The following is a 23,230-nucleotide window of genomic DNA, read 5'->3' on the forward strand; positions in this document are numbered from 1 at the left end:
ACCAGAGAAGATCCACAAGGAAGAGTCCGATGAGCAAAGGATCGCCCATCAGCCCCTCGCTGATGGCCACCAAGTCCGCTGGAGCCGCCAAGGCTCCGGAACGCGCCGACCGGACGGCTGAGCATGCCGCCGTCGTCGCCGACCTTGCTGCCGTCTCTCCTGTCCTTGGGCCGAACAACGTCGTACCCCCGACGGTGATGACCGGCTCGCAAGCAATCGTCCGTTCGCTCGAAGAACTCGGCGTCGACGACATTTTCGGTTTGCCTGGTGGCGCGATCCTGCCCACCTACGACCCCTTGATGGCCTCCACCATGAACCACGTGCTGGTCCGTCACGAACAGGGAGCCGGCCACGCCGCGCAAGGCTACGCCATGGTTACCGGGCGGGTTGGCGTCTGCATCGCCACCTCGGGTCCCGGCGCCACCAACCTCGTTACCGCCATCATGGATGCCCACATGGACTCCGTGCCCCTGGTGGCCATCACCGGCCAGGTCGCCAGCGGCGTCATTGGTACCGATGCGTTCCAGGAAGCCGACATCGTGGGCATCACCATGCCGATCACCAAGCACTCGTTCCTGGTGACCGACCCGAACGACATCCCCCACGTCATGGCAGAGGCCTTCCACCTGGCCTCCACCGGCCGTCCCGGCCCCGTGCTGGTGGACGTTGCCAAGGATGCCCAGGTGGGACAGATGACGTTCTCCTGGCCGCCAAGGATCGACCTGCCCGGGTACCGGCCGGTCACCCGCGGCCACAACAAGCAGGTGCGCGAGGCGGCGAAACTCATCGCCGCCGCTTCCAAGCCGGTCCTGTACGTCGGTGGCGGCGTGGTGAAGGCGCACGCCTCCGCGGAACTGCGCGCCCTCGCCGAGGCCACGGGTGCGCCCGTGGTGACCACCCTGATGGCAAAGGGCGCCTTCCCGGATTCCCACCCGCAGCACGTGGGCATGCCGGGCATGCACGGCAGCGTTTCCGCCGTCACGGCCCTTCAGCAGTCGGACCTCCTGATCACGCTCGGCGCCCGTTTCGATGACCGCGTGACCGGCGTGCTGCGCACCTTCGCACCGCATGCCAAGGTCATCCACGCTGACATCGACCCCGCAGAGATCTCCAAGAACCGCACCGCCGATGTGCCCATCGTGGGCTCGGTCAAGGAGATCATTCCGGAACTGACAGAGGCCGTCCGCAGCCAGTTCGAGGCTTCCGGCACGCCGGACTTGACCACCTGGTGGGCCTTCCTGAACAACCTCAAGGAAACCTACCCGCTGGGCTGGACGGAACCGGACGACGGCCTGATCGCCCCGCAGAAGGTCATCGAACGGATCGGTGCGCTGACCGGCCCCGAAGGCGTGTACGTCGCGGGCGTTGGCCAGCACCAGATGTGGGCTGCCCAGTTCATCAAGTACGAGCGCCCGCACGCCTGGCTGAACTCCGGCGGCGCCGGCACCATGGGCTACGCCGTTCCCGCGGCCATGGGCGCCAAGGTGGGCGAGCCTGACCGGGTGGTCTGGGCCATCGACGGCGACGGCTGCTTCCAGATGACCAACCAGGAGCTGGCCACCTGCGCCATTAACAAGATCCCCATCAAGGTTGCCGTCATCAACAACTCCTCGCTGGGCATGGTGCGGCAGTGGCAGACCCTCTTCTACGAGGGCCGCTACTCCAACACCGACCTCAACACCGGCCACGACACCGTGCGCATCCCGGACTTCGTCAAGCTGGGCGAGGCCTACGGCTGCGCCTCGTTCCGCTGCGAACGCGAAGAGGACATCGACGCCACCATCCAGAAGGCACTCGAAATCAATGACCGCCCCGTGGTCATCGACTTCGTGGTGAGCCCCAACTCCATGGTGTGGCCGATGGTGCCCTCCGGAGTGAGCAATGACCAGATCCAGGTTGCCCGAAACATGACCCCGGAATGGGAAGAGGAAGACTGAGCATGAGCCGCCACACACTTTCCGTCCTGGTCGAGGACAAGCCAGGCGTCCTGACCCGCGTGGCGAGCCTGTTCGCCCGCCGCGCCTTCAACATCAACTCCTTGGCCGTCGGCCCCACGGAAGTGCCGGGCGTGTCCCGCATGACCGTGGTGGTCGACGCCGACGGCGACCTCATCGAGCAGGTCACCAAACAGCTCAACAAGCTGGTCAACGTGATCAAGATAGTTGAGCTGACACCAGAAACTTCCGTACAGCGCGACCACATCCTGGTCAAGGTACGGGCGGATGCCGCAACACGCCTGCAGGTAACCCAGGCCGCAGACCTGTTCCGCGCCTCAGTGGTGGACGTGTCCACCGACTCGGTCGTCATTGAGGCCACCGGCCATCCGGAAAAGCTCACAGCCCTGCTTTCAGTGCTGGAGCCCTTCGGCATCCGCGAAATCGTGCAGTCCGGCACCCTGGCCGTTGGACGGGGATCCCGCTCCATGAGTGACCGGGCCCTCCGTTCCGCCTAGGCACCAGCCCGGGCGGGACCTGGCGCCCGCAACCGCAGCACCGCAAGACCACTATCTACAACCACTCAAGAGGAGTTACGCAAGTGACTGAAATGTTCTACGACGACGACGCCGACCTTTCCATCATCCAGGGCCGCAAGGTTGCCATTGTCGGCTACGGCTCGCAGGGCCACGCCCACGCGCTGAACCTGCGCGATTCCGGCGTCGAGGTCGTTATCGCCCTGAAGGAAGGCTCCAAGTCGACCGCCAAGGCCGAGGACGCCGGCTTCACGGTCAAGAACGTTGCCGACGCCGCCGAATGGGCCGACGTCATCATGATCCTCGCGCCGGACCAGCACCAGCGCGCGATCTACAACGACTCCATCAAGGACAAGCTGACCCCGGGCAAGGCCCTCGCCTTCGCCCACGGCTTCAACATCCGCTTCGGCTACATCAAGGCCCCCGAGGGCGTTGACGTCATCCTGATCGCCCCGAAGGCGCCGGGCCACACCGTCCGCCGCGAGTTCGAAGCCGGCCGCGGCATCCCGGACATCATCGCCGTCGAGCAGGACGCCTCCGGTTCCGCCTGGGAGCTGGCGAAGTCCTACGCCAAGGCCATCGGCGGCACCCGCGCCGGCGTCATCAAGACCACCTTCACCGAGGAAACCGAAACCGACCTCTTCGGCGAGCAGTCCGTGCTCTGCGGCGGCGTGTCCCAGCTGATCCAGTACGGTTTCGAAACCCTCACCGAAGCCGGCTACCAGCCGCAGATCGCCTACTTCGAGGTGCTGCATGAGCTCAAGCTCATCGTTGACCTCATGTGGGAAGGCGGCATCGCAAAGCAGCGTTGGAGCGTTTCCGACACCGCCGAGTACGGCGACTACGTCTCCGGCCCGCGCGTCATCACCCCGGAGGTGAAGGAAAACATGAAGGCCGTCCTGGCCGACATCCAGTCCGGTGCCTTTGCCAAGCGCTTCATCGAGGACCAGGACAACGGCGGCGTCGAGTTCAAGGAACTGCGCGCCAAGGCTGAACAGCACCCCATCGAGGCCGTGGGCCGCGAGCTGCGTTCCCTGTTCTCCTGGCAGCAGCAGGACGTGGACTACGTGGAAGGCTCCGCAGCCCGCTAAGGCTGCCAGCCCAACCACGCAGACCGCAGCGGTGAGGCCGGGTTCACACTTAACAATGTGAGCCCGGCCTTTCCGTCGGCCTAGACTTGTTTCCATCCCCAGGACTGCAACGCAGAGGATCAGCCGTGTCAAAACCCGTAGTACTGCTCGCCGAAGAACTTTCCCCCGCCACCGTCGAGGCCCTCGGCCCGGACTTTGAAATCCGCCAGACTGACGGCGCAGACCGTTCCCAGCTGCTCTCGGCGATCAGTGACGTAGACGCCATCCTGGTCCGTTCCGCCACCCAGGTGGACGCCGAAGCCATCGCCGCCGCCAAGAACCTTAAGGTCATCGCCCGTGCCGGCGTGGGCCTGGACAACGTCGACATTAAGGCGGCCACCCAGGCCGGCGTCATGGTGGTCAACGCCCCCACGTCCAACATCGTGTCCGCCGCCGAGCTGACCGTGGGCCACATCCTCAGCCTGGCCCGCCACATCCCGCAGGCCAGTGCCGCCCTCAAGGATGGCGAGTGGAAGCGCTCCAAGTACACCGGCATCGAGCTGTTCGAGAAGAAGATCGGCATCATCGGCCTCGGCCGGATCGGCGCTCTCGTGGCAGCCCGTCTTAAGGGCTTCGACACCAAGATCCTTGCCTACGACCCCTACATCACGTCCGCCCGCGCGGCGCAGCTGGGGGTGCAGCTGGTCACCCTGGATGAGCTCCTGGCCCAGTCCGACTTCATCACCATCCACATGCCCAAGACGCCGGAGACCGTGGGCATGCTCGGCGCTGACGCCTTCAAGAAGATGAAGAGCACCGCCTACGTGGTGAACGTCGCCCGCGGTGGCCTCGTGGACGAGGAAGCCCTCTTCACGGCCCTGCAGGACGGCGAGATCGCCGGAGCCGGCGTCGACGTCTTCGCCAAGGAACCCAGCACCGACCTGCCGTTCTTCAAGCTCGACAACGTGGTGGTGACCCCGCACCTGGGTGCCTCGACCGATGAAGCCCAGGAAAAGGCCGGCGTCTCCGTGGCCAAGTCAGTCCGCCTGGCCCTCGCCGGCGAACTGGTGCCGGACGCCGTCAACGTGGCCGGCGGCGTGATCGCTCCCGACGTCCGCCCGGGCATCCCGCTGATCGAAAAGCTGGGCCGCATCTTCACCGCGCTGACCCACGCGTCCCTGACCCAGTTCGACGTCGAAGTTGCCGGCGAAATCTCCTCCCTCGACGTCAAGGTCCTGGAGTTGGCTGCGCTGAAGGGCATCTTCGCCGACATCGTGACCGAGCAGGTGTCCTACGTCAATGCACCCGTCATCGCCGAGCAGCGCGGCATCAACGTCCGCCTGATCACCACCCCCGACACCGAGTCGTACCGCAACGTCCTGACGCTCCGCGGCGCCCTGAGCGACGGCAGCCAGATCTCCGTGGCCGGGACCCTGACCGGCCCCAAGCAGGTGGAGAAGCTGGTGGGCATCAACGGTTTCGAAGTCGAAATCCCCATCAGCGAGCACCTGGTGGTGGTGGCCTACACCGACCGCCCCGGCGTCATCGGCACCATCGGCCACATCCTTGGCATGAACAACATCAACATCGCCGGCATGCAGGTGGCCCGCTCCGACGAAGGCGGCCAGGTCCTGGCCCTGCTGACCATCGACAGCTCCGTGCCCCAGCAGGTGCTGGACGCCATCAAGGCCGGCATCGGCGCTGAAATGGTCCGGGAAGTGGACCTGGAAGACTAACGCGACACACCGGCCGAAACGCCGAAGCCGCTCCTCCGCGCGGGCACGCCCGGGCGGAGCCACGTATGATTGGCCGGTCTGCTTACAATGGCTTGGTCCTGGTTCAGGACCGTAGCCGGCAGACCGGCCAATACCTTTTGCACATCCGTCCGCCATCGCCCACGTCTGCCCGGCGGTTGGAAGTGCGCGCACGCAATCCAGGTTTCAGGGAGTTCCATGAACGCCGTCCAGAGGTTCATCAGAAGCAGGGTGCTGCTGTTGACCGCGGCCATCTTGATCGCAGCCATGTGCTTGTCGGTCGTCGTCCAGAGCCAGTCACAGGCCGCGCTCAACCGGACAATCGACGAAAATTCGAGGGGGCTCTACGACATCCTGGTCCAGGCCAAGGCGCCCTCCGGAGCACTCCTCCAGCCTGAGATCGCCAATGGCGCCGGTGGCATTGGCTTCGACCAGCTGGACTCCATCCGGAAACTCTCCGGCACGTCCGTGGCCGCACCCATCAGCCTGGTCTCGCGGGTAACCCAGAACCTTGAGACGCCGCGGCTCGACGCCATGGACTACCTCGGCTACAACGCCGGGCTCGCCGGCACCGCCACCGCCGACCAGGCCGCAGGGGCCACCGCCCCGAACCAGTGGCCGGCAGCCGAATCCGTCCTCAGCGACACTGCCAAGAAGTACCGGCTGACGGCCAGCGCCGTGAGCTCCGACGGAAACTCCGAGCAGACCCTCTTCAAAACCACCGCCGAAGGCACCCTGGGCAAGGCGCGGCTCGTCGAAGAGAAGGCCCAGGGTGGCAGCAGCATCCGCATCGCCGCACCGGCAGGGGAGACGGGCATCAAATTCCCCAACCCCGCCGGCGGCTCAGAGCACAACCTCTTCAACCTCTCCGTGGCGCTGCCGCTCGCCCCCGAGGTCACCGAATCGGTCGTGGCAGTGGATCCGGCGGCCGAGCGCGCCCTCCTGGGCTCCGCGGGCGACTTCCTGGCTCCGCTGGAAAAGGCGCCCCCTGCCGACGCCCGTGACGCCGGCGCCGTTGGACGGTACCTGGAAGGCCTCTTCACCAACGGCATCAGCATGGACCAGCTCAAGGAAGGCCCCGATTTCCTCGGCGTCAAGCTCAAGTACTGGGCCCCCCTGATGACCCAGTACCAGCAGGCCAAGCGAACCGGCCAGCTCACCGGCGGCTCACAGGCCGTGCCGCTGATCGTCCGGTCGGGCACGTCGCTGGACCTGAAGTACAACGTCAAGATCGAGGAAATCGACGACGCCGGCAAGGTGGTCAAGGACGTCGGCACGGTGTCCAAGTCGCTGGGCAAGGATTACCTGCCATTCGTGTCCAAGGACCCTTTCGTGCTGTCATGGCCCGGCTCCACCGACCACTCGTCCCTCCTGGGGAACAACGGCAACTTCAACCAAGGCCTCTACACTCCCGCCAAGTGGAGCACCAACTTCGCCGGCGCCCCCAAGTACACCGACGGTGACACCGCCGCCAACGGTGCCGTGGACAAGACCGCGGTTCCCGGTGACTGGGTCACCGTGAACCGGCTGCCGGACAAGGCTGCCAGCGGCGCCCCCGTGGACCAGACGCAGCGCGATCCGGTAGACGAGCGCTCGTACCGGGACAACCTGTCCACCGGCCAGCAGCAGCCCGCCCAGCCGCTGCCCATGGTCTACGGCACATTCGACCCCGCTGCCGTTGCCGCCGCCTCGGGTGACGTCAACAAGCTTCCATTGGGCGGCTACGACCCCACGCCGTTCACCTTGGTCAAGGACGCCGCAGGGAAGGATGTCCCCGCCGCGGAACTGAAGCCTTCCCTCAGCGCCACCGGGCTGGCGAGCCAGTCTGCCGGTGCGATCACCGACTACTACGGCCTCGCGGCGGCCCGCGGCTACAAGCAGAACGCCTCGGTCATCGACGCCGTCCGCGTCCGGGCCAAGGCTCCGGGCAGCTGGAAGGAAGCCCAGCCCGAGGTGGAGAAGCTTGCCGCCGAAATCCGGGACATGGGCCTGGACGCCACCATCGTGGCCGGTTCGGCCCGCGAGGAGACCAGCATCGCCGTCCCCGGCTACTCCAAGGACGGGGCGGGCAAGGAGTCCGCTTTGGGAACGGTCCAGCAGTCCTGGGTCCGGCAGAATGCCGCCGACGCCGTGGCAGGATCCCTGTCCGGCACGAACGTCACCCTGCTGTTCCTCACCCTCTGCGGTGCGGCCCTGCTGACCGGTGCGTCAACCGTCAGCTACATCCGGAAACGCCGCAGCGAGGCCGGAACACTGCGGGCCATGGGCTGGACCCAACGGCGGATCCGCACCTGGGTCCTTGAGGAGTTCGGCGTCGGCGCCGTCCTGCTTGCCGCCGCCGGGATCCTGCTGAGCCTGCTGAGCTGGAGCCTGCCGACCGCCCTGGTGTGCGCCGCCGTCGTGGTCCTCTACTGCGGCGCGGCCCTGTTCGCCGCGCAACAACTCCGCCACCGCGACGTGATCGACCAGGAACCGCAGCATGACGAGCGCCTCATCCCCGTCGATTCGCCGCTGACCTTCGCCAACCGTCAGCTGGGCACCAACAAGTTCAACACCCTGTCCCTGGCCGTGGCGGTGGGTGTCTTCGGCGCCGCCGTCGGCGGCCTGATCGCCCTGCTGATCGACATTCCACGCGCTGCAGGTGCCAGTGCCCTGAGCGGACTTGCCGCGGCCAGCGTGACGCTGCCCAGCATCCTGCTGGCAGTGGCCGGCGTGGCCGTGGGGCTGGTGCTCACCCTGGTGACCGGACGCTTCGAGCTCAACTCCAAGCGCCAATACCTGGGCATCCTCCAGGCCATGGGCTGGAACCCGGACATGCTTCGCCAGGTGCGTTTGTTCGAGAACGCGCTGGTGGGAACCGTGGCCTTGCCGCTGGGCGTGCTGGGCGCCCTGGGCATCGGCCTGCTGCTGGCACCCTACGCGGCCATCTGGGCCGCCGTGGCCGGGCTGGTGGCCGTACTTTGCTGGATACCGATTGCAACGAAAGTGGTCCAATGACAAACCCGACGAATGTCCAGCGCAGCCGCCGGAGCGGCTCCACTGAGGTCCCCCTGCAGACCCGGGCCAACACCATCGTCAAGTCTGCCGATCACGCCACCCCGCTGGAGATGCGCGACATCACCATCCGTTACGGTGGCGGAAAGGGCGGCGCCGAGGCAGTCAGCGTGGTGGAGGGCTTCGACCTGACCCTGCACGCGGGGGAGATGCACTGCGTCGCCGGCCGAAGCGGTTCGGGCAAGACCAGCATCCTGACCGTTGGCGCGGGGCTGACCCTGCCAACGTCGGGCCGCGTCTTCTGGGAAGGCGACTCGCTCGAAAGCATGGGCGACGACGAAATCGCCGACCGCCGCCGTGCGCTCATCGGCTACGTGGACCAGGGCGGTGCACTGATCGACGGCATGAGTGCCCTCGAAAACGTGCTGCTGCCCGCCGTGCCCGACGGCGAAGTGGAGCAGCGGCGCGACATGGCCAAGGACCTGCTGGACCTGGTGGGTCTTGGCCGCCGCATGCGGCACCGCCCGGCCCAGCTCTCCGGCGGTGAACGGCAGCGCGTGGCCATCGCCAGGGCCCTGATCCTGGGCACCCGCGTCCTGGTGGTGGACGAACCCACTGCCAGCCTGGACCGCGCGTCCGCCAACCGCATCATCAGCATCCTGAAGGACACCACCTCCGACGGCATCGCCGTCCTGGTGGCCTCGCACGACCACGAACTGGTCCGGCTCAGCGATACCCTGACAGAACTGATCTAGCCCACCCACTCACGCACCGAAGGTAACGTCCGACCGTGACTGCTTCAGAGAAAACGCCGTTCTACATCACCACGGCCATCACCTACCCCAACGGCGTGCCGCACATCGGCCACGCCTACGAGTACATAGCCACCGACGCCATGGCGCGCTTCAAGCGGCTGGACGGCTATGACGTGATGTTCCTGACCGGCACGGACGAGCACGGCATGAAGATCGCCCAGGCCGCGGAGAAGGAAGGCATTACGCCCAAGGAACTGGTGACCCGGAACGCCGAGATCTACAAGGCGGCGCACGCTGCGCTGGGCGTCAGCTACGACCGGTTTATCCGGACCACGGACGAGGACCACTACACCGCATCGCAGGCCATTTGGAAGAAGATGGAAGCCAACGGCGACATCTACCTTTCCAAGTACGAAGGCTGGTACTCCGTCCGGGACGAGGCCTTCTACGGCGAAGATGACACGGTGGTGAAGGACGACGGCGTGCGCTACTCGAAAGAGACGGACACCGAGGTGACGTGGACGGCGGAGGAGAGCTACTTCTTCCGGTTGTCCGCCTACCAGGACAAACTGCTGGCGCTCTACGAGGCGCACCCCGAATTCGGTGCCCCGCAGTACCGGTTCAACGAGGTCATCAGTTTCGTCAAGCGCGGCCTGGAGGACCTCTCCATAAGCCGGACCACGTTCGACTGGGGTGTCCCTGTCCCCGGCAACGACAGGCACGTCATGTACGTGTGGGTGGATGCGCTGACCAACTACCTCACCGGCGTGGGCTACCCGGATGTCGAGTCCGAAAAGTTCCGGAAGTACTGGCCCGCCGACGTGCACGTCATCGGCAAGGACATTTCACGCTTCCACGCGATCTACTGGCCGGCGTTCCTGATGAGCGCCGGGCTGGAACTGCCTAAGCGCGTCATGATCCACGGCTTCCTGAACAACAACGGGGTCAAGATGTCCAAGTCCCTGGGCAACGTGGTGGCTCCCGCCGACTTCGTGGCACGCTACGGCCTGGACCAGGTGCGCTTCTTCTTCCTGCGCGAAGTCCCGTTCGGGGCCGACGGCAGCTACAACCATGAGGCCATCGTGGGCCGGATGAACTCGGACCTGGCGAACAACTTCGGCAACCTCGCCCAGCGCTCCCTGTCCATGGTGGCCAAGAACTGCGGCGCCGCCGTACCCGCCCCCGGCGGGCTCACAGCCGCCGACACCGCCATCCTGGCCCGGGCCAACGGCCTGCTGGACGCCGCACGGGCGGCGTTCGACAAGCAGGAGTTCAGCCGCGCGCTGGAGGCCATCTGGGCCGTGCTGGGGGACACCAACGCCTACTTCGCCGAGCAGGCGCCCTGGGTGCTCCGAAAGACCGACGTCGAGCGCATGAACACGGTGCTGTACGTGACGCTGGAGGTGCTCCGGATTGTGGCGATCCTCGCCCAGCCGGTCATGCCCGGCGCCACCGCGAAGCTCCTGGACGCCCTGGGCCAGCCAGAGGGGGATGCACGCCAGTTCACCGCGATCGCAACACCGATCGTTCCCGGTACGGCGCTGCCCGCCCCGGTTCCCGTCTTCCCCAAATTCGAGGAACCGGCCGAAGCCTGAGGTTCCGGTGCGGATGAGGGCAGGTGGCGCGGACTTCCGCGCCACCTGCCCTTTCCCATTGCAGGCGCACTGACCCGCCGTCACGGCTATGCGGTGGCAAGTCCCTCGACGGGTGACAGCCGTGCCGCGCGCCGGGCAGGAATGACCGACGCCAGCAGGCCGGCGACGACGGCCACCCCCAGCACGCCCAGCAACTGCAGCCAGGGGACGGAGGGGGTGACCTCGGCCAGGCTGCCGAGCGCCGACCGCGCGCCCAGCCAGCCATAGATGCTGCCCAGGGCAGCACCAATCACTGCGGCGACGCCGGCCACCAGGGCTGCCTCGAGGGCCAGCATGCCCCGCAGCTGGCCCTTGCTAAGGCCCAGCGCCCGGAGCAGGGAGTTTTCCCTGGTCCGTTCGAGGACGGACAGCGACAATGTATTGGCCACGCCGATCAGCGCGATCAGCACCGCCACCCCCAACAGGCCCGTGACCACCAAGAGCAGTAAGTCGATGACCTCATTGAAGGTGACCCGCTCGATGGCGGCGCCGCTGACTGCACCCGCGGACACGCCTGCTGCCGCCGCAACAGCGGACTGGATGTCCTTGATCCGGTCCGCGGACAGGGAGCCGCCGGGAGCGTCGGCCAGGCGCAGCCACACGGCACTGTCCGCGGGACCGGTGCCATCTGTCCGCGCATTGTCGGTTGGGGCAACGCCACCGCCCGTCAGGCCCGACTGGCGGGCGGTGTCGGTGGAGACCAGTGCCGGGAAGTTGCGGGTCCGCATGACCACCGCTTCCAGGGAGGCCGGCCCGGCCGGCCCGGTGACCTCAACCGGTCCGGCCGTGGAGCCTTCCGGCAGGTAGATCCTGCCCGGCTCAAGGGTGAGCGCGGTGTCGCGGAGCAGCCGGCCGGCCTCTGCCGCGTCGAGGGCATAGACGGGGCTGCCCATCCCTTCGCCGGCCAAGGTGCCCGCTGCCGGCAGCAAAGCCGCGGTTGCGACGCCGTCCACCCGTGCCACTGCGTCACGCTCGGCGGATGTCAGAGCATCCCCGGTGATCACCATATCCACGGGGTAGGTGCCGGCGAGGGCGTCATCGAACGCCTGCCGGGCAGTGGCAGCCCCGGTCATCATCAGGGACACCAGCGTGACGCCGATCAAGAGGGCGGCAGCAGTGACGGAGGTCCGGGCCGGGTTGCGGACGGCATTGAGGGCGGCCAGCTTCCCGGGGACGCCGGCAGGAGAGGCCAACCGTCCCGCCAGGCCCACCAGCCGCGGCACGAACAGGGTGGCGCAGAGCAGGACGCCCACGAAGGAGAGCACGCCGCCGGCGAAGGCCACGACCAGCATCACGCCCGCGGCGCCGAGGGCCAGCAACGGAACCCCGAGGGCAAGGGCGGCAAGGCCCAGCACCAGCCGCAGGCGGCCCCGCCGGTTCCCGATTCCGGCATCGTCAACCGGCCGCAGGGCAGCAAGCGGAGCCACAGCCGTGGCAGCTTTCGCGGGAACCAGGGCGGCGCCCAGGGTCAGGAGTGTGCCTACCGCCAGCCCCGCAATGACGGACGACGGCGGGACGGCCATGGTGGCAAACGTCATGTCCGGCTGCGTCCCGGCCCAGCCGATGAGGGCAGCCATCAGGGCGACGGCGGCGAGCACACCGGCGGCGGAGGAGACCAGGCCCACCACCAGGGCTTCGGCCAGGACCGAGTTGCGCACCTGGTTCCGGCCCGCCCCCAGGCACCTGAGCAGCGCCAGTTCCCTGGTGCGTTGGGCCACCAGCACCGCGAAGGTGTTGGTCACCACCAGTCCGGAGACAATCAGGGCGACCCCGGCGAATGCCAGCAGGATGATCGTCAGTTCATCCTGGCCTCCGGTCATCATCGCCACCTGGGCGGTGACTTGTTCGTCTGCTGTCTTCACCTGCACCCCGGCGCCGGCACCGGTGAGCGCCGCCGCCACGTTCTTGCTGGTTGTGGCGGCGTCGGAGCCCGAAGCCAGGGCCAGCTGGATGCTTCCGTAGCCAGCGGCGCCGGTACCACCTTGAGCGTCCCGGGCGCCGGCAGCCAGGGCACTGACGGCCGGTGTCCCGGAGAGGATCTGCGGGAGGGCAGAGGTGAAGGGGTCGTTGCTGCCTCGCAGGATCCCGGTGACGGTCATGGCCACTGTTGTGGCGGCGTCGGGGGCCTTGAGGGTCAGGGAGTCGCCGACGCGCAGCCCGTATCGGGCGGCGGTAGCCCCGTCCACGGCGACGCCGTCAGCCCTCTCCGGGAGGGCGCCGCCGGTCACGGTCGCGGTTTCCAAGGCCATTGGCGCCAGGTTCCGGGCTTGCGCCAACACCTCCTGGCCGCCTGCGGTGAACTCGGCGTACGCCTGCATCCGGCCATAGGCCTCGGTCACGCCGGGGACCGCACGGGCTGCTGCCAGCGCGGCATCGTTGAAGGTTCCCGTGTCCGGGGTGGCGATGAGGCCGGCCTTGCTGTAGGCCTCCCCGAGGCTGGCACCCAGCGAAGCACGGGTACTCGCCCCGACCATCAGGGTGGTGGACAGGAACGCCACGGAGAGCATGACTGCCAGGCCGACGGCTATGAAGCGGCGGCTGTGGGACTGGAATTGCGAGAAGGCAACGCGCAGCACGCTCAGCCTCCCAGCTTGCCGAGGGCGGCCAGGACGGACCCGGCGGTGGGCTCGGCGATCTCGCCCACCAGGCCGCCGTCGTTCATCAGGACCACCCGGTCGGCGTAGCTGGCCGCCACCGGATCATGGGTGACCATGATGATGGTCTGGCCCATTTCCCGGCTGCTGCGGCGCAGCAGTGCGAGGACCTCGCCGCCAGCGGTCGAATCAAGGTTGCCGGTGGGTTCGTCCCCGAACACCACGTCGGGACGGGTCAGCAGGGCCCGGGCTACGGCGACCCGCTGCTGCTGGCCGCCGGAGAGCTCATGCGGCCGGTGCCGGAGCCTGTCCTTGAGGCCGAGCGTGGCCACCACCGTGTCGAACCAGGCCGCGTCCGTGGCTTTGTTCGCCAGCGCCAGCGGCAACGTGATGTTCTGTTCGGCGGTCAGTGTGGGCACCAGGTTGAAGGCCTGGAACACGAATCCGATCCGGTCGCGGCGAAGCGCTGTCAGCTGTTTGTCATTGAGGGCCGTAATGTCTGTTCCGCCAACCAGGATCTGGCCGGAGTCGGCACTGTCGAGTCCAGCGAGGCAGTGCATAAGGGTGGACTTTCCGGAGCCGGAAGGGCCCATTATTGCGGTGAAGCGGCCGGCATCGAACGTGACGCTGACCTCGCGCAGGGCGCTGACGCGGGTGGCGCCGCGGCCGTACGTCTTGGCCAGGGAGAGGGCCTGCACGGCGGGAGCGGATGGGATATTTTGCCTGTTCAAAGCAGTATGGGCATGCGCGGAAGTTGTCATGGTTCCACGCTATGGCCGGGCCCGGCGCCCGGGAATCGGCCGGTGGTCTGGTCCTGCCGGGGCCGGACTCATACCCAGGTCTGACACCACCGTGCCGAGCGTCAGCCTCCGGGAGTGACCACCCCGGTCTCGTAGGCGATCACGACTGCCTGGACCCGGTCGCGTGCCCCAAGCTTGGCCAGGATGTGCCCTACGTGCGTTTTGACGGTTGCTTCGGAGACAAACAGGTCTGCCCCGATCTCAGGGTTGGACCGACCTTGGGCCATGAGGGTGAAGACTTCGCGCTCGCGGGCTGTGAGCCGTTCGACGGCTTCCTGGTCCTCGGGCCGTTCGTTGCCCTGTGCGCGCAGCAGCGGAGCTACATGGTCCAGGAGCCGGCGGGTGGTGGAGGGGGCGATGACGGCGTCCCCGCGGTGCACCGTGCGGATGGCGTCCAGCAGTTCCTCCGGTGGTGCGTCCTTCAGGAGGAAACCGCTGGCCCCGGCTTCGATGGCCGCCAGTGCGTACTCGTCCAGGTCGAAGGTCGTGAGCACGACGATGCGAAGTTCAGCCCTGGCAGACCCGGCCGGGGCGGAAGCGGCGCGTTCGATGAGCCTGCGGGTGGCCTCGATGCCGTCCATTCCCGGCATGCGCACGTCCATCAGGACGACGTCCGCGGCTGCTGCTCCGAGGGCCTGGAGTGCCTCGAGCCCGTTCCCGGCCTCGACCACGACGTCAAGGTCCGGCTGGGAGTTGATCAGCATGCTGAATCCCGAGCGCACCAGTTGCTGGTCATCGACCAGCGCCACGCGGATAGGAGCGGTGCTGTCGCGGTCTAGTGGCAAAGTCATGCTCAAGCCTCGGTGTAGGGAAGGAAGGCCGAAACCTGGAAGCCCCCGCCCGCGGCCGGGCCGGCCGCCAACGAACCATCGTAAAGGCTGATCCGCTCCCGCATGCCCCGCAGCCCGTTACCGCCGCCTTCCCCGGCTCCGACTGCCGGATGGGCAGAAGCGCCCCGGCCGTCGTCGTGCACCTCAAGCTGCAGCCCGCGCGGCTGCCACCGCACCAAGACCCGGGCCCGGGCTTGCGGACCTGCATGCTTGAGGACGTTCGTCAGGGATTCCTGGAGGACCCGGTATGCCGTGAGTTCGGCGCCCGGAGGCAGGGTGCGCCGCGGAGACCCCAACTGTTCGACGTCCAGCGGAAGGCCTGCCGCACGGAACCCCAGGAACAGTTCATCGAGGTCCGCAAGTCCGGGCAACGGGCGGGTGGTGGACTCATCGCCGTGCCGCAGCACACCCAGGAGGCGGCGCATTTCGGCCAGTGACGTCCGTGCCGTGGCGGCAACCGTGGCCAGCGTCTCCGTGGCCACGGCGGGGTCGGCAGCCGCGGCGTACCGCGCACCGTCAGATTGCGTGATGATCACGGACAGGGAATGCGCCACGATGTCATGCATCTCACGGGCAATGTGCGCCCGTTCATCGGCTGCCGCCAGGGAGCGTTCCTGCTGCTGTTCGATTTCGAGCCGGCGGGCACGGTCGGCCAGGGTCTGCATTTGCTGCCGGCGCACGCGCGTCAGGTCTCCGAGGGTCCAGCTGAACAGGACCAGCATCCAGATCAGGACCGTGTAGACAGCGCTGATGGTCAGGCCCAGCACGCCTGTCTCAGCCGTGCTGCTGAGATTGCGGGTGGTCAGCAGCACGCCGCCCAGCAGTCCCAGTGCCAGGACCGTACGGCTGGCCCGGGCAGGACCGTAGGCGGCAACGGCATAGATAATCAGCGGAACAGCCAGCAGCCCGGCCAGCGGCTCCAGCCCGGTTGCCCACAAGACGAGGCACGCCAGTACGATGGCGCCGGCCGCGTGCACCGGCCTGGTGCGCCGCCACGCCAGCGGCACCACCAGGGCGCAGGACAGCAGGAAGTGCCAGGGACGGTCCGCCATGAGGTAAACGGGACCGCATATCAGCAGGACCGCCAGCATGAGGACCAGGTCAACTCGGAAAGTGTTGACCCGGATCCAGCGATAAACCTTGTGCCGTAATTCCACCCCGGAACTCTATGCTGTCGTGGTGGCGAGTGCCTCATCCCTGGGGCTGATCCTTCTCCGGCCGCCGCGCCCGCCACGCCGCCCGCTGACGACGTGTCCGAAATGTGGGACGGCTTGCCCACCATATGGATGACTTGGCTACCCTGAAAACATGAGCGCATCCTCCATCGATCTTGCAGTTATTCCCGGCGACGGCATCGGCCCCGAAGTCATTGCCGAGGCCCTCAAAGTCCTCGAGAAGGCCGTGGCCGCGGAGGGCGTGCAGCTCAAGCCGACACTTTACGAGCTCGGCGCCGAGCACTGGCTCGCCACCGGCGAAACCCTGCCGGACCACGTCCTGGCGGACCTGAAGACGCGCGACGCGATCCTCTTCGGTGCCGTGGGCGCCGCCCCGGGCGACACGCGCATCCCCTCAGGAATCATCGAACGCGAACTGCTCCTCAAGCTCCGCTTCAGCCTGGACCACTTCGTTAACCTGCGGCCGTCGCGGCTCTACGGAACGGTCGGCAGCCCGCTGGCCAACCCCGGGACCATCGACTTCATCGTGGTGCGTGAAGGAACCGAAGGGCCCTACGTCGGAAACGGCGGCACACTGCGTGCCGGAACCCCGCACGAGGTCGCCACGGAAGTGTCCCTGAACACCGCCCACGGCGTGGAGCGCGTGGTCCGCGACGCCTTCCGCCGCGCCAGCCTCCGCGAACGCAAGCACGTCACCCTGGTCCACAAGCACAACGTCCTGGTCTTCGCCGGGCATCTCTGGAAGCGCACCGTCGAGGCTGTCGCCCAGGAATTCCCCGGCGTCACCCACGACTACCTGCACGTTGATGCCGCCACCATCTTCATGGTCACGGACCCGTCCCGCTTCGACGTCATCGTCACCGACAACCTGTTCGGCGACATCATCACCGACCTCGCTGCCGCCATCACCGGCGGCATCGGCCTGGCGGCGTCCGGCAACATCAACATGGACCGCACCGCGCCCTCCATGTTCGAGCCGGTCCACGGTTCGGCGCCGGACATCGCCGGCCAGGGCAAGGCCGACCCCACCGCCGCCATCCTCTCCGCGGCACTCCTGCTGGACCACCTGGGGTACGCCGAAGCCGCTCGCCGGATCGAAGCCGCTGTGGTTGCCGACGTCGAAAAGCGCGACGAAACCGCCCGCAGCACCAGCGCCGTCGGCGACGCCATCGCCGCCGGACTCTAGCCCACGCCGGGGGCCCCGGCTTCGGGCGTAAGCTTGACTCGAATCACCAAATGCCGCCTCGCTGTTCAGCGCTGAACCCCGGGGCGGCCGATCGTGGAGGAACCATGACTCAGACCGCCCATGGCGTCGAATTCACCCGGCAGCCTTCGGAGAACCCGAAGTCCGCCGAAGAGCGTGCAGCCATCCTGGCAAACCCGGGATTCGGCAACTACTTCACCGACCACACCGCCATCGTCGACTACAGCGTTGACGCGGACGGCAACGGCGGCTGGCACGATGCCCGGATCGAGCCCTACGGCCCGATCGTCCTTGACCCTTCCGCCGCTGTGTTCCATTACGGCCAGGAAATCTTCGAGGGACTCAAGGCGTACCGGCACGCTGACGGCTCCGTCTGGACCTTCCGGCCCGAGGCGAACGCGGCCCGGCTGAACAAGTCGGCCCGCCGCCTGGCCTTGCCCGAACTGCCGGCTGAATACTTCCTCGGCGCCATCCGCGAACTGGTTGCTGCCGACAAGGAATGGGTGCCCTCCGGCGACGGCGAAGCCCTCTACCTGCGCCCCTTCATGATCGCCACCGAGGCGTTCCTGGGTGTCCGCGCCGCCCGCGAGGTGTCCTTCCGGGTGATCGCCTCTCCTGCCGGCAACTACTTCGGCGGTGAACTCAAGCCGGTCTCTATCTGGATCTCGCGCCAGTACGCCCGCGCCGGCCGCGGCGGCACCGGCGACGCCAAGTGCGGCGGCAATTACGCCGCTTCGCTCATCGCGCAGCAGGAGGCCGAAGCCAACGGCTGCAAGCAGGTCCTGTTCCTCGACCAGGCCAATGACAACGCCGTGGAAGAGCTGGGCGGCATGAACGTCTTCTTCGTCATGAAGGACGGCTCCCTGGTCACGCCCGCCCTCACCGGCACCATCCTGGAGGGCGTCACCCGGATGTCCGTGATCCAGGTGGCCAAGGACATGGGCCGCGACGTGGCCGAGCGGAAGATCACCCTTGACGAGTGGCGCGACGGCGTGGCCTCCGGCGACATTGCCGAAGTGTTCGCATGTGGCACAGCGGCCGTGATCACGCCCATAGGGGTACTGAAGGACGCCACCGAGTTCATCGGCTCCGAGGACGCCAAAGCCGGCGAAACCACCATGGCCATCCGCGAAAAGCTCCTGGGCATCCAAACCGGAGCCGAACCTGACACGCACGGCTGGCTGACCCGCCTGGCCTAGGTTCTCCGCGTACGACGGCGCCTCCCGGACTTAGGTCCGGAAGGCGCCGTTTTGCGTTGCCGCAGGCGGTGCTGGGTCAGCGGCGCGCGGCCTTCCGGGCAGCGTTCTTCATCGCTTTGCGGGACACGGGCTTGAGTGCCTTGCGGGCAGCTTCTTCCGCCAGGGCGCGGTTGCGCCGGGCATCGATGAGGTCGTTCCACAGCGTGGTGGCAAAGACGCCGCCGTCCTGGGCATAGACGTCGTAGGGGTAGCCGGCGTAGACGGCGGGGGTGGAGCCGCTGCTGAACAGGTCCTTGCCGCCGGCCTGTGCCACTGCGTCGCCGACAGCCCACGTCCGGGTCAGGTGGCGGATGAGGTTTTCCTGGACGAAGACGGCGGCGTCAGCCGAGCGGGAGGCCTGGTCCAGCAGCGCTTCCAGGTCTGCAGCGATCAGTGCGGCGCCGGCCTGGTCAGCGGGCGCGGGGGCGGCAGACAGTTCCGCCGTGATGCCGGTGACGGCGTCCGTCCAGTCGGTTGTCTCGCGGAACTTCTTCCAGGTGGGAAACCAGATGATGCTGCCGGTCGCGTGGTTGTGGATGTGCAGGAGGCCGGTGGCCTTTTCGGTCGCCGAATGGTCGTGGCCGTCTGCGTCCGCGCGGGCGAGAAGGTCGGCGAGTGATGGTGTGCTCATGGGGCGGGGTCCGGCTTCCTGGTGAAGATCGTTGTGCTGTCACAGGTTGCCAACCCCCGCAGGCGGCCGATCTATTCCGCCGGTGCACTCAGGGAAAAGGGGGTGGGGGAGGGCGGGGCTTGGTGCAAGGATGGATCAGTGACCCCAGTTACCGGCCCCGGCCTGCAGCGCAGCTCCGGCCTCACCCAGTTCATCCTGGCACCCAACCCGGGCCCCATGAGCCTGGACGGCACCAACTCCTACCTCCTGCGCGCCCCCGGCCACTCCGCCGTCGTGGTGGTTGACCCAGGACCCGACGATGAACCGCACCTGGAGGCACTGGCCAGTGCCGGCGTCGTCGAACTGGTCCTGGTCACGCACCGGCATGCGGACCATACTGCCGGTTCGGCCCGCCTGCACGAACTGACCGGAGCGCCGGTGCGGGCGGCTGACCACCGCCACTGCCATGGCGGCGGAGCGCCGCTGGCCGACGGAGAACTGATCCAGGCGGCGGGAGTGGACATCACGGTGCTGGCTGCCCCCGGCCACACTTCGGATTCCGTGTGCTTCCATCTCGCTGCCGACGGGCAGCACGGCTCGGTGCTGACGGGGGACACCGTCCTGGGCCGGGGCACCACCGTCCTGGACTTTCCGGACGGCACGCTGGGGGATTACCTCGCTACTTTGGACCGGCTGGAGGCCCTCGGGAACGCGACCGTGCTGCCGGCCCACGGCCCGGTGCTGCCGTCCCTGCGGGACATCGTCCGGGACTACCGCCGGCACCGGGAGGAACGGCTGGCCCAGATCCGTGCCGCGCTCCGCACCCTCGGCGGGGACGCATCCGTGCGCGAGGTGGCGGACGCCGTCTATGCCGGCGTCGACCCTTCCGTCCGGCGCGCCGCCGAGCTGTCCGTGGCCGCACAGCTTTCCTACCTTCGCGGGCTTGAACGCGGCAGGCAGGACGGCGCCGGCGAAACGGTAGGGTAGGAGCCATGCGTATTGCGAGGTTTGTTGTCGATTCCGATCCCCTGTACGGCGTTGTGGAAGGTGATACCGGGAGTGAGGAAATCACTGTCATCCACGGCGACCCTTTCTTCAACGGTGTGGAGCGCACTTCCGTTCGCCACAAGCTGGAGGACGTCCGGCTGCTGGCACCCATCATCCCGCGGAGCAAGGTCATCGGGGTGGGCCGGAACTTCGTGGAGCACGCGCACGAGCTGGGCAACGAGGTGCCCGCCCAGCCACTGCTGTTCCTGAAGCCCAACACCGCGGTGGTGGGTCCGAACGACCCCGTGGTGCTGCCGGAGTTTTCCGAAGAAGTCTCCTTCGAAGCCGAACTGTGCGTGGTGATCGGGCGGATCTGCAAGGACGTCCCCGAAGACCGCGTTGACGATGTCATCTTTGGCTACACGTGCGGCAACGACCTCACTGCCCGCGATGTCCAGAAGACGGACCTGCAGTGGACCCGGGCCAAGGGCTTCGATACCTCCGCTCCGCTGGGCCCGTGGATCGAGACCGATCTGGACACCGAGGACCTGCAGATCCAGGGCCGGCTCAACGGGGAAATCCGCCAGGACGGCAGCACCAGCCAGATGATCCGGGGCGTCCGGGAGCTCGTATCCGTCGTCTCGCACGCGTTCACCCTCCTGCCCGGCGACGTCATCATGACCGGAACACCGGCCGGCGTGGGACTGGTCAAGGAAGGCGACCGCTTCGAAGTGGAAATAGAAGGCATCGGCCGGCTCTCCAACCCGATCGTCCGCCGCTGACCCCGGCTGCCGCGCGGAAGGCCGGAGGGCGGGCAGGCGGGTAAAGTTGAAGCCACTATGACTATCGCTTCTTCGTCGCTTGCCGCCTCCATTCCGCCAGTCACCGCTGAGACCCCCGTTCGCGTCCGGTTTTGCCCCTCGCCCACGGGTACCCCGCACGTCGGACTGATCCGGACCGCGCTCTTCAACTGGGCCTACGCCCGCCATACCAAGGGCACCCTGGTGTTCCGGATTGAAGACACGGACGCAGCCCGGGACAGTGAGGAGAGCTACCACCAGCTGCTGGACGCGCTGAAGTGGCTGGGCATCGACTGGGACGAGGGCGTCGAGGTGGGCGGCCCGCACGAACCGTACCGGCAGTCCCAGCGTGGCGACATCTACCAGGACGTCATCAAGCGCCTGCACGACGCCGGATTCATCTACGAGTCCTTCTCCACCCCGGAGGAGATCGAGGCGCGCCACCGCGCCGCCGGCCGGGACCCGAAGCTGGGCTACGACGGCTTCGACCGGCACCTGACCGAGGAGCAGCTGGCACAGTACCGGGCCGAAGGCCGGCAGGCCGTCCTGCGCCTGCGCATGCCGGACGAGGACATCACGTTCACCGACCTGGTCCGCGGCGAAATCACGTTCAAGGCCGGATCGGTGCCGGACTTCGCCGTGGTGCGTGCCAACGGTGCCCCGTTGTACACCCTGGTCAACCCTGTGGACGACGCCCTGATGGGGATCACCCACGTGCTCCGTGGCGAAGACCTGCTCAGCTCCACTCCGCGCCAGGTGGCCCTGTACCGGGCGCTGTACGCCGTGGGCGTCGCGGAGTACATGCCGGAGTTCGGCCACTTGCCCTATGTCATGGGCCAGGGCAACAAGAAGCTTTCCAAGCGGGATCCCGAGTCCAGCCTGTTCCTGCACCGCGAGCGGGGCTTCATCCCGGAAGGGCTGCTCAACTACCTTTCCCTGCTTGGCTGGTCGCTGAGCGCCGACGAAGACATCTTCACCGTCGAACAGCTGGTGGAGCACTTCGACATCCACGACGTCCTGGGCAACCCCGCGCGTTTCGACCTGAAGAAGGCCGAGGCCATCAACGGCACGCACGTCCGGATGCTGGAGCCCAAGGTCTTCCGCGACCGGGTGGCGCACTACCTGCGCGACGCAGGCCTGGTGGGGGAGATCCTCACTGACCGCGAGGAAGAAATCCTCACCGAAGCCGCACCGCTGATCCAGGAACGCATCACTCTGCTGGGTGAGGCGCCGGACATGCTGGCCTTCCTGTTCAAGGCGGACGACGCCGTCGACGTCGCCGCTGACGCCCGCAAGGGCCTTCCCGAGAACCTTTCCGAGGTGCTGGATGCCGCCCTTGCCGCCCTGGAACCGGTGGCAGACTGGACAGCGGAGGGCATCCAGGCAGCCCTGAAGCAGGCCCTGGTGGAGGACCTTGGCATCAAACCGCGGCTCGCGTTCGGGCCCGTCCGGACAGCTGTTTCCGGCCGTCGGATCTCCCCGCCCCTGTTCGAATCGATGGTCATCCTGGGCAAGGAGTCCTCCCTGCGCAGGCTCCGCGCCTTCCGCGGCTGATGACGGCACCGAGCGAAGCCCGGTCGGGTGCCCGGCCCACGCCGTGGGGAGTGGTCAGGGGCGTCCTGTTCGACATCGACGACACCCTGGTGGACCTTGAGTACTCAATGACCACCGCCCTGCGCGAGGTCAGTGAACACCTCCTGCCCGGCCTGGACCAGGCCGGGTGGGAACGGTTCGGCCGGATTTTCACCCATGAGACCACGCACTATTACGACCGCTACCTGGCCGGCGAGCTGACGTTCAACGAACAGCGCCTCCTCCGGGGCCGCGCCGCCCTGGGCCACTTTGGCGTGGAACTGGGCGACGGCGATGAATCGCACCGCTGGCTGGCCGCGTACGTGGAGAAGCAGCCGTCCTATGTGAAGCCGTTCCCGGATGTTTCGCCGCTTCTTGACGTTTTGGACGCCGCCGGGATCCCGTACGGAGCCGTCAGCAACAACGTTCACGATTACCAGCGCGCCAAGCTGGACGGCGCCGGCCTTGAACGCGTGAAGCACCTCGTGGGAACTGACACCCTGGGCGTGGCCAAGCCGGATCCGGCCATCTACCTGGAAGGCGTCAGGCTCCTGGGCACTGTCCCGGCCGAGACGATGTACGTGGGCGATAACCGCCTGCTGGACGCGGAAGGCTCGACGGCGGCCGGACTGGTTGGCGTCTGGCTCAACCGGAACGCCGAGACCGCGGCCCACTTTGGTGGAACCGCGGTCACCACGCTGGCGGACCTTCGCCCGCTCTTCGCTTAGGTCCTGTCCGGGCGG

18 protein-coding genes are annotated in these 23,230 nt (G+C 67.3%); 13 read left to right on the top strand and 5 right to left on the bottom strand.

Annotation, left to right across the window (positions count from 1 at the left end):
* Nucleotides 1-29: 29 nt before the first annotated feature.
* The 7 genes from QRM95_RS10005 (at nucleotide 30) to metG (ending at nucleotide 10,638) form a co-directional block, all read left to right on the top strand.
* Entirely contained in the window at nucleotides 30-1,937 is a 1,908-nt protein-coding gene (locus QRM95_RS10005; RefSeq protein ID WP_285247613.1) for an acetolactate synthase large subunit, read from the top strand.
* Nucleotides 1,938-1,939: 2 nt separating this feature from the next.
* Nucleotides 1,940-2,452, top strand: a complete 513-nt coding sequence (gene ilvN, locus QRM95_RS10010) for an acetolactate synthase small subunit (RefSeq protein ID WP_018760055.1) — start codon at nucleotides 1,940-1,942, stop codon at nucleotides 2,450-2,452.
* Between the two features lie 83 nt (nucleotides 2,453-2,535).
* On the top strand, nucleotides 2,536-3,561 hold the full coding sequence (gene ilvC, locus QRM95_RS10015; protein WP_285247614.1) for a ketol-acid reductoisomerase: 1,026 nt from the start codon (nucleotides 2,536-2,538) through the stop codon (nucleotides 3,559-3,561).
* Nucleotides 3,562-3,686: 125 nt separating this feature from the next.
* Nucleotides 3,687-5,276 (top strand): phosphoglycerate dehydrogenase, encoded by a 1,590-nt coding sequence (serA, locus tag QRM95_RS10020; RefSeq protein ID WP_109045023.1) that lies wholly within the window; start codon nucleotides 3,687-3,689, stop codon nucleotides 5,274-5,276.
* 216 nt (nucleotides 5,277-5,492) lie between these two features.
* A complete protein-coding gene (locus QRM95_RS10025) occupies nucleotides 5,493-8,291 on the top strand; it encodes an ABC transporter permease (RefSeq protein WP_285247615.1) in 2,799 nt (932 codons plus the stop codon).
* A complete protein-coding gene (locus QRM95_RS10030) occupies nucleotides 8,288-9,043 on the top strand; it encodes an ABC transporter ATP-binding protein (protein WP_018760051.1) in 756 nt (251 codons plus the stop codon). The genes QRM95_RS10025 and QRM95_RS10030 overlap by 4 nt, the downstream gene beginning before the upstream one ends.
* Before the next feature lie 35 nt (nucleotides 9,044-9,078).
* Nucleotides 9,079-10,638, top strand: coding sequence for a methionine--tRNA ligase (gene metG / locus QRM95_RS10035; RefSeq protein ID WP_285247616.1), 1,560 nt, complete (start codon nucleotides 9,079-9,081; stop codon nucleotides 10,636-10,638).
* Between the two features lie 86 nt (nucleotides 10,639-10,724).
* Here the strand turns inward: metG and QRM95_RS10040 are convergent, their stop codons facing one another.
* The 4 genes from QRM95_RS10040 to QRM95_RS10055 form a co-directional block, all read right to left on the bottom strand.
* Nucleotides 10,725-13,253 (bottom strand): FtsX-like permease family protein, encoded by a 2,529-nt coding sequence (locus tag QRM95_RS10040; protein WP_285247617.1) that lies wholly within the window; start codon nucleotides 13,251-13,253, stop codon nucleotides 10,725-10,727.
* 2 nt (nucleotides 13,254-13,255) lie between these two features.
* Nucleotides 13,256-14,032, bottom strand: coding sequence for an ABC transporter ATP-binding protein (locus QRM95_RS10045; protein ID WP_026264225.1), 777 nt, complete (start codon nucleotides 14,030-14,032; stop codon nucleotides 13,256-13,258).
* 101 nt (nucleotides 14,033-14,133) lie between these two features.
* A complete protein-coding gene (locus QRM95_RS10050) occupies nucleotides 14,134-14,862 on the bottom strand; it encodes a response regulator (RefSeq protein WP_285247618.1) in 729 nt (242 codons plus the stop codon).
* 2 nt (nucleotides 14,863-14,864) lie between these two features.
* The gene (locus QRM95_RS10055) at nucleotides 14,865-16,058 is read right to left on the bottom strand and encodes a sensor histidine kinase (protein ID WP_285247619.1); all 1,194 of its coding nucleotides are present in this window, start codon (nucleotides 16,056-16,058) and stop codon (nucleotides 14,865-14,867) included.
* 151 nt (nucleotides 16,059-16,209) lie between these two features.
* On the opposite strand from QRM95_RS10055, the gene QRM95_RS10060 reads away from it, so the two are divergent.
* Complete coding sequence (locus tag QRM95_RS10060; protein WP_285247620.1) at nucleotides 16,210-17,262, top strand: 3-isopropylmalate dehydrogenase; 1,053 nt, start codon at nucleotides 16,210-16,212, stop codon at nucleotides 17,260-17,262.
* A 104-nt stretch (nucleotides 17,263-17,366) separates the two neighbouring features.
* Nucleotides 17,367-18,479: a branched-chain amino acid aminotransferase gene (locus tag QRM95_RS10065; protein ID WP_285247621.1), complete on the top strand. Its 1,113-nt coding sequence runs from the start codon at nucleotides 17,367-17,369 to the stop codon at nucleotides 18,477-18,479.
* A 76-nt stretch (nucleotides 18,480-18,555) separates the two neighbouring features.
* On the opposite strand, the gene QRM95_RS10070 is transcribed toward QRM95_RS10065, so the two are convergent.
* Nucleotides 18,556-19,149, bottom strand: coding sequence for a hypothetical protein (locus QRM95_RS10070; RefSeq protein ID WP_285247622.1), 594 nt, complete (start codon nucleotides 19,147-19,149; stop codon nucleotides 18,556-18,558).
* Between the two features lie 138 nt (nucleotides 19,150-19,287).
* On the opposite strand from QRM95_RS10070, the gene QRM95_RS10075 reads away from it, so the two are divergent.
* From QRM95_RS10075 to QRM95_RS10090, 4 genes are read left to right on the top strand one after another with little or no spacing between them, the layout of a single operon-like run.
* The gene (locus QRM95_RS10075; protein WP_285247623.1) at nucleotides 19,288-20,115 is read left to right on the top strand and encodes an MBL fold metallo-hydrolase; all 828 of its coding nucleotides are present in this window, start codon (nucleotides 19,288-19,290) and stop codon (nucleotides 20,113-20,115) included.
* A gap of 5 nt (nucleotides 20,116-20,120) precedes the next feature.
* Nucleotides 20,121-20,897 carry a fumarylacetoacetate hydrolase family protein gene (locus QRM95_RS10080; protein WP_285247624.1) on the top strand — a complete coding sequence of 259 codons (777 nt, stop codon included), beginning with the start codon at nucleotides 20,121-20,123 and terminating at the stop codon, nucleotides 20,895-20,897.
* A 57-nt stretch (nucleotides 20,898-20,954) separates the two neighbouring features.
* On the top strand, nucleotides 20,955-22,469 hold the full coding sequence (gltX, locus tag QRM95_RS10085; protein WP_285247625.1) for a glutamate--tRNA ligase: 1,515 nt from the start codon (nucleotides 20,955-20,957) through the stop codon (nucleotides 22,467-22,469).
* Nucleotides 22,469-23,215: an HAD family hydrolase gene (locus QRM95_RS10090; protein ID WP_285247626.1), complete on the top strand. Its 747-nt coding sequence runs from the start codon at nucleotides 22,469-22,471 to the stop codon at nucleotides 23,213-23,215. The genes gltX and QRM95_RS10090 overlap by 1 nt, the downstream gene beginning before the upstream one ends.
* The last annotated feature ends 15 nt before the right edge of the window (nucleotides 23,216-23,230 follow it).

It is taken from the genome of Pseudarthrobacter sp. efr-133-R2A-89 (assembly GCF_030209315.1).
Classification (GTDB): domain Bacteria; phylum Actinomycetota; class Actinomycetes; order Actinomycetales; family Micrococcaceae; genus Arthrobacter.

Coding starts and splice junctions, on each gene's coding strand:
- QRM95_RS10005 (WP_285247613.1), top strand. CDS start 30: ATGAGCAAAGGATCGCCCATCAGCCCCTCGCTGATGGCCACCAAGTCC.
- ilvN (WP_018760055.1), top strand. CDS start 1,940: ATGAGCCGCCACACACTTTCCGTCCTGGTCGAGGACAAGCCAGGCGTC.
- QRM95_RS10025 (WP_285247615.1), top strand. CDS start 5,493: ATGAACGCCGTCCAGAGGTTCATCAGAAGCAGGGTGCTGCTGTTGACC.
- QRM95_RS10030 (WP_018760051.1), top strand. CDS start 8,288: ATGACAAACCCGACGAATGTCCAGCGCAGCCGCCGGAGCGGCTCCACT.
- QRM95_RS10045 (WP_026264225.1), bottom strand. CDS start 14,032: ATGACAACTTCCGCGCATGCCCATACTGCTTTGAACAGGCAAAATATC.
- QRM95_RS10050 (WP_285247618.1), bottom strand. CDS start 14,862: ATGACTTTGCCACTAGACCGCGACAGCACCGCTCCTATCCGCGTGGCG.
- QRM95_RS10060 (WP_285247620.1), top strand. CDS start 16,210: ATGAGCGCATCCTCCATCGATCTTGCAGTTATTCCCGGCGACGGCATC.
- QRM95_RS10065 (WP_285247621.1), top strand. CDS start 17,367: ATGACTCAGACCGCCCATGGCGTCGAATTCACCCGGCAGCCTTCGGAG.
- QRM95_RS10070 (WP_285247622.1), bottom strand. CDS start 19,149: ATGAGCACACCATCACTCGCCGACCTTCTCGCCCGCGCGGACGCAGAC.
- QRM95_RS10080 (WP_285247624.1), top strand. CDS start 20,121: ATGCGTATTGCGAGGTTTGTTGTCGATTCCGATCCCCTGTACGGCGTT.
- gltX (WP_285247625.1), top strand. CDS start 20,955: ATGACTATCGCTTCTTCGTCGCTTGCCGCCTCCATTCCGCCAGTCACC.
- QRM95_RS10090 (WP_285247626.1), top strand. CDS start 22,469: ATGACGGCACCGAGCGAAGCCCGGTCGGGTGCCCGGCCCACGCCGTGG.